10 protein-coding genes are annotated in these 12,436 nt (G+C 70.6%); 4 read left to right on the top strand and 6 right to left on the bottom strand.

The features are described 5' to 3' along the window. The first annotated feature begins 127 nt into the window (after positions 1 to 127). Positions 128 to 1,738, top strand: coding sequence for a glutamine-hydrolyzing GMP synthase (guaA, locus tag E1181_RS29900; protein WP_132679763.1), 1,611 nt, complete (start codon positions 128 to 130; stop codon positions 1,736 to 1,738). A 250-nt stretch (positions 1,739 to 1,988) separates the two neighbouring features. Here guaA and E1181_RS29895 read toward each other — a convergent pair whose 3' ends face one another. From E1181_RS29895 to E1181_RS29885, 3 genes are all read right to left on the bottom strand, one after another. After that, positions 1,989 to 2,903: a glycoside hydrolase family 16 protein gene (locus tag E1181_RS29895; protein WP_132679762.1), complete on the bottom strand. Its 915-nt coding sequence runs from the start codon at positions 2,901 to 2,903 to the stop codon at positions 1,989 to 1,991. Between the two features lie 195 nt (positions 2,904 to 3,098). Continuing rightward, entirely contained in the window at positions 3,099 to 3,287 is a 189-nt protein-coding gene (locus tag E1181_RS29890; RefSeq protein ID WP_132679761.1) for a hypothetical protein, read from the bottom strand. Further along, positions 3,280 to 4,482 (bottom strand): PspC domain-containing protein, encoded by a 1,203-nt coding sequence (locus E1181_RS29885; protein WP_132679760.1) that lies wholly within the window; start codon positions 4,480 to 4,482, stop codon positions 3,280 to 3,282. The genes E1181_RS29890 and E1181_RS29885 overlap by 8 nt, the downstream gene beginning before the upstream one ends. Positions 4,483 to 4,604: 122 nt before the next feature. Between E1181_RS29885 and E1181_RS29880 the strand changes: the two genes are divergently transcribed. Next, positions 4,605 to 5,930, top strand: coding sequence for an ATP-binding protein (locus tag E1181_RS29880; protein ID WP_235877154.1), 1,326 nt, complete (start codon positions 4,605 to 4,607; stop codon positions 5,928 to 5,930). Between the two features lie 40 nt (positions 5,931 to 5,970). Next, a complete protein-coding gene (locus E1181_RS29875; RefSeq protein ID WP_132679759.1) occupies positions 5,971 to 6,657 on the top strand; it encodes a response regulator in 687 nt (228 codons plus the stop codon). A gap of 231 nt (positions 6,658 to 6,888) precedes the next feature. Here E1181_RS29875 and E1181_RS29870 read toward each other — a convergent pair whose 3' ends face one another. Beyond that, complete coding sequence (locus E1181_RS29870; protein ID WP_132679758.1) at positions 6,889 to 7,845, bottom strand: DMT family transporter; 957 nt, start codon at positions 7,843 to 7,845, stop codon at positions 6,889 to 6,891. Between the two features lie 111 nt (positions 7,846 to 7,956). Here E1181_RS29870 and E1181_RS29865 point away from each other — a divergent pair, with 111 nt between their 5' ends. Further along, positions 7,957 to 8,850, top strand: coding sequence for a LysR family transcriptional regulator (locus E1181_RS29865; protein ID WP_132679757.1), 894 nt, complete (start codon positions 7,957 to 7,959; stop codon positions 8,848 to 8,850). Here the strand turns inward: E1181_RS29865 and E1181_RS29860 are convergent, their stop codons facing one another. Both E1181_RS29860 and E1181_RS29855 read right to left on the bottom strand, forming a co-directional pair. Beyond that, entirely contained in the window at positions 8,851 to 10,398 is a 1,548-nt protein-coding gene (locus tag E1181_RS29860) for a serine/threonine-protein kinase (protein WP_132679756.1), read from the bottom strand. 245 nt (positions 10,399 to 10,643) lie between these two features. Continuing rightward, a complete protein-coding gene (locus E1181_RS29855) occupies positions 10,644 to 12,044 on the bottom strand; it encodes a serine/threonine-protein kinase (RefSeq protein WP_132679755.1) in 1,401 nt (466 codons plus the stop codon). Positions 12,045 to 12,436: the final 392 nt, after the last annotated feature.

The following is a 12,436-nucleotide window of genomic DNA, read 5'->3' as shown; positions in this document are numbered from 1 at the left end:
GTGTGCAGGTGTGGTGGGAGGTGGCGGGGGCGTCGTTGTTGGTGCGGTGGGTCGCGGGAGGGCGCGATCCCTGGGTCGATGCGGTTGTGGCCTTCGTTACCTGCGACAATGACCGGACCGCACTGCGATGGCCAAGGAGGTCGGCGACCACGTGTCCGGTTCCGCAAGCAACAGCGCCAACGGGCCTGTTCTCGTTGTCGACTACGGCGCCCAGTACGCCCAGCTGATCGCTCGGCGCGTGCGCGAGGCGCAGGTCTACTCCGAGGTCGTGCCGCACGACACCCCGGTGTCCGAGATCGCCGCCCGCAATCCCGCGGCGATCGTCCTCTCCGGCGGCCCCTCCAGCGTCTACGCCGACGGTGCGCCGCAGGTGGATCCCGAGCTGTTCAACGCCGGGATCCCGGTGTTCGGCATCTGCTACGGATTCCAGGCGATGACCGCCGCGCTCGGCGGCACCGTCGAGCACACCGGCACCCGCGAGTACGGCCGCACCGAGGTCGAGATCAGCGGTGACGGCGGTCGGCTGCACAACGACCTGCCCGGCCACCACCCGGTGTGGATGAGCCACGGCGACTCGGTGAGCAAGGCCCCCGAGGGCTTCCAGGTCACCGCGGGCACCAAGGACACCCCGGTCGCCGCGTACGAGAACGTCGAGCGCCGGCTGGCGGGCGTGCAGTACCACCCCGAGGTCGTGCACTCCCCGCACGGCCAGGAGGTCCTGCGCCGCTTCCTGCACGAGATCGCCGGGGTCCGCCCGCAGTGGACGACCTCGTCCATCGTCGACGACACCGTCGCCGCGATCCGCGAGCAGGTCGGCGACCGCCGCGCGATCTGCGGCCTGTCCGGCGGCGTGGACTCCGCCGTTGCCGCCGCGCTCGTCCAGCGCGCCATCGGTGACCAGCTGACCTGCGTGTTCGTCGACCACGGCCTGCTGCGCTCGGGCGAGCGGGCGCAGGTCGAGCGGGACTTCGTCGCCGCCACCGGCGTCCGGCTGGTGACCATCGACGCCGTCGACCGGTTCATGGGCGCGCTCGCCGGGGTCACCGACCCCGAGGAGAAGCGCAAGATCATCGGTCGCGAGTTCATCCGCGTCTTCGAGCAGGCCGCCCGCGACCTGCAGGCCGAAGCCGGTGCCGAGGGCGACCACATCGACTTCCTGGTGCAGGGCACCCTCTACCCGGACGTCGTGGAGTCCGGCGGCGGTTCCGGCGCGGCCAACATCAAGAGCCACCACAACGTCGGCGGGCTCCCCGAAGACCTGCAGTTCTCGCTGGTCGAGCCGCTGCGCGCGCTGTTCAAGGACGAGGTTCGCCGGGTCGGCCTGGAACTGGGCCTGCCCGAGACCATCGTGCACCGGCAGCCGTTCCCCGGCCCCGGCCTGGGTATCCGCATCATCGGCGAGGTCACCCCGGGCCGGCTGGAGACGCTGCGCGCCGCCGACGCCATCGCCCGCGAGGAGCTCACCGCCGCCGGCCTGGACCGCGACATCTGGCAGTGCCCGGTGGTGCTGCTGGCCGACGTCCGCTCCGTCGGCGTGCAGGGTGACGGCCGCACCTACGGCCACCCGGTTGTGCTGCGGCCGGTGTCCAGCGAAGACGCGATGACCGCGGACTGGACCCGGCTGCCCTACGACGTCCTGGAGCAGATCTCCACCCGCATCACCAACGAGGTCGCGGACGTCAACCGGGTGACCCTGGACGTCACGTCCAAGCCGCCGGGCACCATCGAGTGGGAGTGAGTTTCTCCCAATGCTCCGTGGTCTTTCTGCTGAGCGGTGCGGGTAGCGGAACCTGAGCGGCTCTCTGGCTCCGGGATCTGAGATATACGCGGCGCTACGGCTGTCCTCCCCAGAGAGCCGCTCAGAACCCGCGGCGGTGCCGATTGCGTGCGTGGGGTACTGAGAAAGCACCTTCGGTGCTTGCCTGACGTGAGAGGGCCCTTCTGATCTGGTCAGAAGGGCCCTCTTCGCATCAATTGCTGCTACTGCCTCACTGCTCGACCTTGACCCAGTCGACTAGGTAGCGGGCCGTTCCGTTCTTGACCTTGTCGACGCTCTCCTGGGGGAGGCCCGGGTAGGGCTCGGTGACGCCGTTGACGCCCTGCGGGTACTGGCCGCCGAGGGCGAAGTTCAGGATCATGAACTGCGGGTCGTCGAAGACCCAGGTCCATCCGTTGGCGTCGAACTCGGCCCTGGTGACCTGGTAGGTCTGGGTGTCGTCGAGGAAGAAGGTGAAGCCCTCCGGCGTCCAGTCCACCCGGTAGGTGTGCCAGTCGGCCGGGTCCTTGCCCTCGAAGTTCTGCTGGTGGGTGATCGGCGTGTTGCCGTTGTACTCGGGGCCGTGCATGGCCGAGCTCGTCCACGGCTCGCCGACGTGCTCCATCACGTCGACCTCGCCGCACGCAGGCCACGGCTTGCCCTCGTTGATGCTGGTGCCCAGCGACCAGAAGGCGGGCCACAGACCGGAAGCCGTGGCGTTCTCCGGCAGCTTGATGCGCGCGGAGTAGCTGCCGTAGGTGAACTCGTACTTGTCCTCGGTCTTCACCCGGCCCGACACGAAGTCGTAGGTGCCGCCGTCGGGCGCCTGGAAGCCCTGCTTGAAGCGCGGGTGCAGCGCCAAGGCGCCGTTCTGGGCACCGGTGCCCCCGTCGTGGTCGATGTAGATCGTCTCAGGCGAGTCGACGTACGCCTGCTGCTCGTTGTTGACGGTGCCGAAGTTCTCGCCCGTCACCTCGACCTGCCACTTCGAGCGGTCGAGCTCGCTACCGGAGAAGTCGTCGAAGAAGACCTCGGCGCGCGGCTTGACGTCCTGGGGCGCCTCGCTCGGGTTCGCCGCGGCGGCGGACGGGAGCGAGACGAACAGGGCGAGCACGGCACCGCCGGCGAGCGCGCGGTTCCTGGTCATGGCAGCTCCTTGCGGGGATTGTGGGGAGCAACGCTGTTCGGATCGATCAAGACCGCAGTATCAGCAGACCGGCACCGCACCCGGGTGGTGTTGGCGAGTTTTGGAAGAGTACAGATCGGCGTTCGGAGCAGGAACGGGAAAAATTCCCGGAGAAGTTCACCCTCGGACGCGAAAAACGCGGCACAACTGGGAATCTCAGTCGCTGCGCTTGCGCAGCGAGATGACCAGGAGCACGACCCCCACGAGCACCGCGGCGCCGGCCAGGATCCACTGCAGCTGGCTCTCCAGGTCGAGCGCGACGGCGGCGGCGATGATCGCCGAGATGGTGCCGGCGATCAGCAGGATCGGGTCGGGGCCGTCGTAGGGCTTGCTCTCGTCAGTCACGGATGACCTCCACGTTTCCGGTGCCCGCCGTCGCGGTGAGCACGATTTCCCCGCCGCCGGGCCCGTCCGGGCCCTGGTCGGTGATCGACTGGCGCAGGCCCCGGCCGTTGGCGTACCGGTTCAGGCAGTTGACCTCGCCCACGTCCGCCCCGCACTCAGCCCGGACGTCCACAGCGGAGGGAACCCGGATCTGGACGTGACCCGCGCCCACGTGGGCGCCGGTGCGCACGACCTGGCCGCTGCTGATCTGCAGCTGGGACAGGTCGAGGTCGATCGTTCCGGCCGAGCGCTCGTAGCTCGGCGACACCTCCGAGATCGAGGCGGGGGCGGACTGCACGTCGCCGACGCCGAAGTCCTCGACGTCCACGTCGCTGATCCGGCCCTGGTGCACCACCGAGGCGAGCAGGGCGATCATCGTCAGCGGCACGGCGATCACGATCGGCCAGCGGCCCACGCGCAGGAACGCACCGATCACCATCGCCGCGCCCAGCAGCCCGAGCGCGGTCGCCAGCACGAAGTAGGCCGGCGCGCTCAGCGACGCGATGACCGTCGTGCACACGAACGTGACCAGCAGCGCGGCCGGGTTGTACCAGCGGAAGCCTCGGTGCTCGGGTTCCGGAGGTTCGGGCTCGTGCGGTTCCGGGAGGTCCCACGCGAACGGCGCGGCCCCCAGCGGGTCCCACGCGGGAGGGGTTTGCTGCTGCCGCGCCACTCCCGGGTAGACCCAGGTGTTCTCGCCGGTCGGCGTGGCCTGCGGCGGTGGGTTCTCGGTCCCGGTGACCTGGCGGTCGCCCTGGTTGCGGTGCAGGAAGTACAGCGCGATCGGACCCGCGGCCAGCCCCAGCACCGCCATCGAGTTGATCATCCACAGCATCCCGGGGAACAGCAGGACCACCAGCACGGCCGCGATCCAGGTCCGGGTGGGTTCGCGGCTCGGCGTCGTCTGGCCGGGCAGCGGCGCGGCCTCCTTCGGGAACAGCAGCCAGCCCAGCATGTACAGGACGATGCCGGCGCCGCCGTAGCAGGTGAGCACCACGAAGGAGACGCGCACGAGGATCGGGTCGACGCCGTAGCGCCGCCCGATCGCCGCCGACACGCCCGCCACCTTGCTCCCGGCGGTCGGGCGGACGGGCCGGGTGGCCCAGAAGTCGCGCACGGTGGCCTCGACACCACCGGCTTGCTGCGTGCTGTTCATACCGACCACTATCCGATCCGGCGCGGTTCGCGGGTATCGGGGACGCCCCTGAGTGCGACCCGGAACCGGCCCGTTTCCGGGTTTGTCAGGGCAGTCCCTGATGCCTGGCGGCCCTCGACCGTGTGACCATCGATGACGTGATGGCCCCCGACGAGAAGACTCCGCGCGCTCAGCACAAGGTGAACCCGCTGCGGACCGACCGGCTGAACGTCGTGAGCCCCTCCGCCGACGAGGTGCACCCCGCTCACCCGCCGCTGCGCCGGACCCGCGACGGGCGGCTGCTGGCCGGGGTGAGCGCGGGCGTGGCCGAGCACCTGGGCGTCCGGGTGCTGTGGGTGCGGATGACTTTCGCGATCCTCTCGGCCCTGGGCGGTGCCGGGATCCTCGCCTACGCGCTGCTGTGGGCGTTCGTCCCCCAGGGCGGCGGCTCGCGCCCGGCGACGAGGCAGGAGTGGCAGCAGGGATTCGGGATCGTGCTGCTCGGCGTCGGTGCGCTGGTCGCCTTCGGCGCCGTGCTGTCGATGCCGGCCTGGCTGACCGTTCCGCTGGTCGTCGCCCTGGTGGGCGCGGCCGTCGTGTGGCGGGAGGCCGACGACTCGCAGCGCCGCCGCTGGCGGCAGGGAGCCCGCTCCGGGGTCGCGGGCGCCCTGCTGGGATCGGGTGCGCGCAGCGCCTGGATCCGCGTCCTGTCCGGTGCGGTGCTGGTGGTGCTCGGCATGGCGCTGCTGGTGGGCAGCACGACCTCGCTGGACGCGCTGCCGACCGGGCTGCTCGCCTCCGGCGCCACGCTGGTCGGCGTCGCCGTGCTCACCGTGCCCTGGTGGGTGCGCCTGGTGCGCGACCTCAACGTGGAGCGGGCCAGCCGCATCCGCTCCCAGGAGCGCGCCGAGATCGCCGCGCACCTGCACGATTCGGTGCTGCAGACGCTGGCGCTGATCCAGAAGCAGGCCGATTCCGAGCGCGAGGTCCGCAGGCTCGCCCGGGGGCAGGAGCGCGAGCTGCGCGGCTGGCTCTACGGCCCGGACGGCTACGGAACCGAGACCGAGGTGGCGAGCAAGGGGACCTTCGCCGCCGAGGTGGCGCGGATCTGCGGTGAGGTGGAGGACCACTTCGCGATCACCGTGCAGCAGGTCGTCGTCGGAGACTGCGAGGTCGACGACCGGCTCACCGCCCAGCTCAACGCGGCCCGGGAAGCGCTGGTCAACGCGGCCAAGCACGCCGGGGTCAGCGAGGTCAGCGCCTACGCGGAGGTCGAGCCGGAACTGGTGTCGGTGTTCGTGCGCGACCGCGGTGCCGGGTTCGACCCGGACGCCGTTCCCGACGACCGGCACGGGCTGGCCGATTCGATCCGGGGCCGCATGCAGCGGCACGGCGGGAAGGTCAAGGTGCGCACCTCGCCCGGTCAGGGCACCGAGGTGGCCATGGAAATGCCCAGGTCGGCGGCGTGAAGCGTAGTCTGCCAGGGGAAACGACGTTGCGGAGGATGTTGTGACCGGTGAAGCCACCGAGGAGTCCGGCCCGGTCCGGGTGTTCCTCGTCGACGACCACGCGCTGTTCCGCGCCGGGGTGCGCGCCGAGCTCGCCGCCGCCGACGCCGTCGAGGTGGTCGGCGAAGCGGGCTCGGTCGCCGAGGCCGTGGCCGGGATCGGCCACTACCGGCCCGAGGTCGTGCTGCTCGACGTCCACATGCCCGACGGCGGCGGTGCCGAAGTCCTCCGGCAGGTCCGCGCCCAGTCTGGTGAGGACAAGAGCGAGATCGTCTTCCTGGCACTGTCGGTCTCCGACGCGGCCGAGGACGTCATAGCGGTCATCCGGGGCGGCGCCCGCGGCTACGTCACCAAGACGATCTCCGGACACGAGCTGGTGGACGCGATCTCCCGGGTCAAGGCCGGGGACGCGGTGTTCTCGCCGCGCCTGGCCGGTTTCGTCCTCGACGCCTTCTCCGAGGGCCCGAACGCGGCACCCGTCGGTGACCCCGAGCTGGACCTGCTCACCCGGCGGGAGCGGGAGGTCCTGCGGCTGCTGGCGCGCGGCTACGCCTACAAGGAGATCGCGTCCGAGCTGTTCATCTCGGTCAAGACCGTGGAAACCCACGTCTCCAGCGTCCTGCGCAAGACCCAGCTCTCCAACCGCTACGAACTCTCCCGCTGGGCCTCAGACCGACGTCTGGTCTGAGCTCCTCGCACTCCTCGCGCAGCTCCGCCCGGTCTCGCAGCATTCCAATTTCGCGCGAAATTCGAATCCCCCCACGCCCGGGCGTGTCTTCGCAGTTCAGGGCTCCGGCCATTCCAATTTCGCGCGAAATTCGAGGGCGGAAGTTCGGGGTCGAATTTCGCGCGAAATTCGAAAGCTGTGACGGAGCCCGGGACGTCGCGCGACGTCCCGGGTGCTGGGCTGGAGGGCTTGTCACTTCATCGGGTGGTTCGTGGCTAGGTCTGCGTAGAGGTGCGAGGCTCGGTTGAAGGCCGTCCAGAGGCGGGCGGTGATCGAGGGGCCTGAGCTCTTGCGGTGGGTCAGGGCGACGCCGAGCAGGACCACTGCCATGCCGAGCAGGACGCGGAACGGGAGCTGCTCGCCGAGCAGGAGCCAGCCGAGCAGCACCGAGAAGATCGGCATGATGTAGGTGACGGTGGACGCCGTGGTGGCTCCTTCGTCGCCGATCAGCCGGTAGTTCAGCGCGAAGCCGATGCCCGTGCCGACGACGCCGAGCGCGAGGACCGCCAGCAGGGCCACCGGATCCCAGTGCACCATCCGCAGCCCGTCGATCGGCAGCGCGAGCAGCGAGAACCCGATCGCGGCGGTGAGCTGCATGCTCGCCAGGGCCAGCGGCGGCGTGCCCCGACCGGTGATGAACCGTCCTGTGTAGACGAATCCGATGCCGTAGCTCGCCGACGCGGCGACGCACGCGAGCACGCCCCAGCCGAGCATCGCGCCGCCCTGCCAGGGGGCGAAGATGACCAGCACGCCGAGGAATCCGATCAGCAGTCCCGCGGCACGACGCGGTGGCAGCGCCTCACGCCCGGCCAGCAGCCCGAACAGAACGGTCCACAGTGGAGTAGTCGCGTTGAGGACGCCGGCTAGTCCGGACTCGACGCTCTGCTCGCCGACGGCCAGCAGCACCCACGGCAGCGCGTTGGCGAACACGGCGGCGACGGCGATGTGCCGCCACAGGTTCCGGTCGCCCGGGATGCGCAGCCCGCGCACCGCGCAGATCGCCAGCAGGGTCAGCGCGCCCAGCACGATGCGGCCCAGCGCGATCTGCGTCGGTGACAGGGCTTCGAGGCCGAGCTTGATCAGCAGGAAGCTCGCTCCCCAGAAGAGCGCGAGCGCGCCCAGTCGCAGATAGCTGGTCGGGTTGTTCATCGCTGCTCCCCAGTGCCGTCGAGTTGGTGAGTCCAGCTTGCAAAAGCCGAGGAGTAAGGACAAGCGAATTAATCTCAACGAACCGTTAAGGAATGCTGTAGCATCGGCGGCATGCTCGACGTCCGGCGGATGCAGGTCCTGCGCGCGGTGGTCACCAGTGGTTCGGTGAGCGCCGCCGCGTCCAACCTCGGGTTCACCCCTTCGGCCATCAGCCAGCAGCTGTCCACGCTGGAGAAGGAGGCCGGGACCCCGCTGCTGGAGAAGGCCGGTCGCGGCCTGCGCCCCACCCCGGCGGGCACGTTGCTCGCCGAGCGGGCGGGGCGGATCTCCGAGGTGCTCAACGAGACCGAGGTCGAGCTCGCCGACATCCGCGCGGGTCGGACCGGGCTGCTGCGTGTGCGGTTCTTCACCACCGCGGCCGTCGGCCTGATCCCGCAGGCGGTCGCCAAGTTCCGCGCCGAGCACCCCGAGGTGCAGCTGGATCTGCAGCTGCAGGAGGAGGGCCTGCTCGACGACGTCGTCGCCGGGGAGGCGGACCTGGCGGTCATCGTGCTCGGCGACGCGGTGCCGCAGCGGCACGGCGTGCGGCTGGTGCACCTGGCCGACGACCCGTACCGCGTGGTGCTGCCCCGCTCCCACCCGCAGGTCGAGCAAAGCAGCGTCGACATGGCGAAGATGGCCGACGACTCCTGGATCAACAGCGCGGTGACCAGCGGCGGGATCTGCTCGCGGCTGCTCCTCGACGCCTACGCCAGCGCCGGTTTCACCCCTCGCGTCGCGCTGGAGACCGACAGCACCTACTCCGCGCAGAGCTTCGTCGCGGCGGGACTGGGCGTCGCCCTGGTGCCGCAGCTGGGGCTGAACGTGGTGCACCCGGACGTGGAGATCCGCCCGGTCACCAACCCGGAGCCGGTCCGCCGCCTCCACATCGCCGTCCGCGAAGCCGTCGCCGACCTGCCCGCTGCGCGGTCCCTGATCGACTGCCTGACCGAGATCGCGGCCTGATCAGCTGCGGTTGTCGGTGTTGATGAGGGCGTCTCCGTCGGTGTTGGCGACCATGCCCAGGACGTGCATCTCCGTGCTCTTCTTGCCGTCCTTGGTGAACTGCAGGGTGACCACGACGTTGGCGCCGGACTGCACCGGCTCACCGATGATCTTGACGTCGTCGATCTGCTTCCAGAACGCCTGGTAGCGCTCCTTGCCCTGCGACTGGAGGCTCGGCCCGAGCAGCTCCCAGGCCTCGTCGAGGTCCTTGGGCACCAGCTTGTAGTACTTCTTGACCGTGGAGACCAGCTCTTCCTTGGTCACCTGCTTGTTGGTGCTCGTCGCGCTCGACGTCGGGGCGTGACTGCTCGTCGGCGCCGACGACTTCGTGGTCGTCGGCGTGGCCGAGCTCGTCGGCGCGGGCGGCGCGGCCGGCGGCGGCACGGGGGCGGACGACGGAGCGCCCTGGTTCCGCGAGCCGGAGCCGAAGGCGTTCGCGGCGAGCACGCCGACCAGGATCGCCACCACGATCGCCACGATCCACAGCGCGACCTGCTTGCCACCGCGACGCGGCGGAGCGGCCGCGGCCACCGGACCTGCGGCGCCCACGCGGGTGGGCGGGTTCGCGCCGCCGCCCATGCCGCCCTGGTACGCCATCGTCGGACCGGCACCGTGCTGGGCAGGTGCGGGAGCCTGCTGCTGGCGCTGCCAGCCCGCACCGGCGCCCGGAGCCGCGTTGGGCACAGGGCGGCCGTCGAGCACGGCCTGCAGCAGGTCGCGGGTGTGCGCCATCGTCGGCCGGTCGACCGGGTCCGGGCACAGCATCTGCATCAGCACCGGGGTCATCGGCCCGGCCTGGCGCGGCGGCTCGAACTGGCCGCGCGCGACCCGGTGCAGCAGGCTGATCGCGTTCTCGTCGGTGCCGAACGGCGGGCCACCCTCGATCGCCGCGTACAGCGTCGAACCCAGCGAGAACACGTCCGAAGCGGGCGCCGGGTCGCGGCCCAGCGCGACCTCCGGCGCCAGGTAGGCGGGGGTGCCGGCGAGGATGCCGCTCTTGGTGACCGCGACGTCGCCGATGGCGCGTGAGATGCCGAAGTCGGTGATCTTGGCGAGGTCGTTCTCGCCGAGCAGGATGTTGCCCGGCTTGAGGTCTCGGTGGACGATGCCGGCCATGTGCGCGGCGGCGAGCGCCCCGGCGACCTGGACGGCGATGCGGGCCACCCGCATCGGCGGCTGCACGCCCTGCTCGTCGATCACCGCGGCCAGGCTCGTCGAGGGCAGGTACTCCATGACCAGCACCGGCTGGCCCTCGTCCTCGGCCACGTCGAACACCACGATGGCGTTCTGGTGCTGGAGCCGGGCGGCGATGCGGCCCTCGCGCATCGACCGCTGACGTGCTTCCTCGGTTTCTTCGGGGGTGTAACCGGGCTGCAGCAGCAGTTGCTTGACGGCGATCGTGCGGTGGAGGCGCTCGTCCACGGCCTTCCACACCACGCCCATGGCGCCGCTACCGATCTTTTGCTGCAAGCGGTACCGGCCCGCGATCAAACGACCTTCGGCGCTCACCGGTGTCTCCTGGTACTGGCTCGCCCGACGGGGCTCGCCTGTCTAAGGACTGCCTGATTTTCGTTTGCACTGAGGACGGAACGACTCCCCGCTGCCGGCTTCACCCGACGGTGTCACGCCCGCAACCACGTTACTGGGCCATGACTTCCAGGCAGCACCCCGGGGCCGAAATGCGCCTGCGGCCGGGGCGCTCACCTGTCGATGAGCACCCCGGCCGCGGGACGTTGACCTGGATCGGGTCTACCTCACTGCGTGGTGACGCTGCCGCTCTGGGTGGTGCTGGTCCGGGTCGGCCGCTGCGAGGTCGGCGCGTCGTCGCTCGACGTCGGCTCGCTCGGAGTGGACGTCGGTTCCTCCGCGGAGGTGGGGGTCTCCTCGGACGAGCTCTGCGTCTCCCGCGTGGAGGTGCGGGTCTGCTTGGTGCTCGTCTCCTCCTCGGTGGTGGTCTCCGGCGGCGGGGGCGGGACCTGCGGGGCCTCGGTCGGCTGGTTCGCGGGCTGCTGCGGCGGCGGTTCCGGACCGCGCAGCGCCGAGGTGACCAGCACCGCGATCACCGCGACCGCGACCAGCGCGATCGCCGAGATGATCACCGGGCGCTTGCTGCGCCGGGGCTCCTCGTAGGCGGCCGAGTCGGCACGCGTGTCGGCGCCCATGTACGACGTGGCGTCCTCGTAGGGCCGCTCGGAGTACGGGTCGTCCTCGTAGTAGGCGACCGTGGTGCCCGCCGCGGCGCCCGAGCCCATCACGCTCGTCGCGTTGTCCGGGGCCTCCGGTGCCAGCGCGGGCGGGATCGGCGCGGCCATCGTGGGGATGGAGTTCACCGAGCCCCCGTCGGCCACGGCCTGCAGCATCTCGCGGGACTGCGCCATGTCCGGCCGGTCCTGCACGCGGGCGGCCATCATCGCCATCAGCGGCTGGGCCATCGGGCCCGCCTGCTGCGGCGGCTCGATCTTGCCCGCGGCCACGGCGTGCAGCAGCGCCAGCGTGTTCTCGTTGAGGCCGAACGGCGGGTGGCCCTCGATGGCGGCGTAGAGCGTGGCTCCGAGGGAGAACACGTCCGAGGCCGGGGTCGGCTCCTGGCCCATCGCCACGTCCGGCGACAGGTAGGCGGGCGTCCCGGCGAGCATGCCGGTCTTGGTGACCTGCACGTCGCCCTGGGCCCGCGAGATGCCGAAGTCGGTGATCTTCACCTGGCCGTTGTCGCCGAGCAGGATGTTGCCCGGCTTGATGTCGCGGTGCACCACCCCCGCGGCGTGCGCGGCACCGAGAGCCGACGCGACCTCCGCACCGATCCGCGCGACCTCGCGCGGCGGCAGCGGGCCGTGGTCGGACATCATCGCTGCCAGGCTCGTCGACGGCAGGTACTCCATGACGAGGACCGGTTGCCCCTCGTCCTCGGCCACGTCGTACACCGAGATCGCGTTCGAGTGCTGGAGCCGGGCCGCGATCCGGCCCTCTCGCATTGCCCGTTGCCGCGCTTCCTCGGCTTCTCCCGGATCAAGACCGGGCTGCAACAGCAACTGCTTGACCGCAACGGTGCGGTGCAGGCGCTCGTCAACACACTCCCACACCACGCCCATCGCGCCACTGCCGATGCGTCGCTGCACCCGGTAGCGTCCGGCGACCAGGCGACCTTCGTCGCTCACCGACGTCTCCCCGTACTGCTATCGATGCCCAGCGGCGGCCGCACCCCGGGGATCCCGGACGTTGCCCCACCGAACACCGGCGGATTAGGCGGACCGGCTTTGGCCCCCCACAAGTACACGTTCAAAGCACGACTCGGGTTGCTACCGAACCGCGATACGGCAGCCTAGCCGACGCCGTGTGGGCGTAGGTCCGAAGTCGAAAAGATCGGTAGGACCGGTTTCGAGGCTACCCCGCCCGGGCCGGAGGCCACGGTGATCCGGGCCCTTCTCACAGGCGTTTTCGCTGGTGATCCGGTTCCGGGCCGTCGGGCGCTCCGGGTTCGTGACCCTCAGCACCTACCGGCTCACGCCACGGTACCGGCGGTGGCGGTCCTGACGGGACCGGGTGGGCG

Origin of the sequence: Saccharopolyspora terrae (genome assembly GCF_004348435.1) — a bacterium.
Taxonomy (GTDB): Bacteria; Actinomycetota; Actinomycetes; order Mycobacteriales; family Pseudonocardiaceae; genus Saccharopolyspora; species Saccharopolyspora endophytica.
This window is presented reverse-complemented; position numbering and strand designations above follow the sequence as displayed.

Excerpts from the sequence above, each read along its gene's own strand:
- E1181_RS29895 (WP_132679762.1), bottom strand. The coding sequence starts at position 2,903 with ATGACCAGGAACCGCGCGCTCGCCGGCGGTGCCGTGCTCGCCCTGTTC.
- guaA (WP_132679763.1), top strand. The coding sequence starts at position 128 with ATGGCCAAGGAGGTCGGCGACCACGTGTCCGGTTCCGCAAGCAACAGC.
- E1181_RS29865 (WP_132679757.1), top strand. The coding sequence starts at position 7,957 with ATGCTCGACGTCCGGCGGATGCAGGTCCTGCGCGCGGTGGTCACCAGT.
- E1181_RS29870 (WP_132679758.1), bottom strand. The coding sequence starts at position 7,845 with ATGAACAACCCGACCAGCTATCTGCGACTGGGCGCGCTCGCGCTCTTC.
- E1181_RS29885 (WP_132679760.1), bottom strand. The coding sequence starts at position 4,482 with ATGAACAGCACGCAGCAAGCCGGTGGTGTCGAGGCCACCGTGCGCGAC.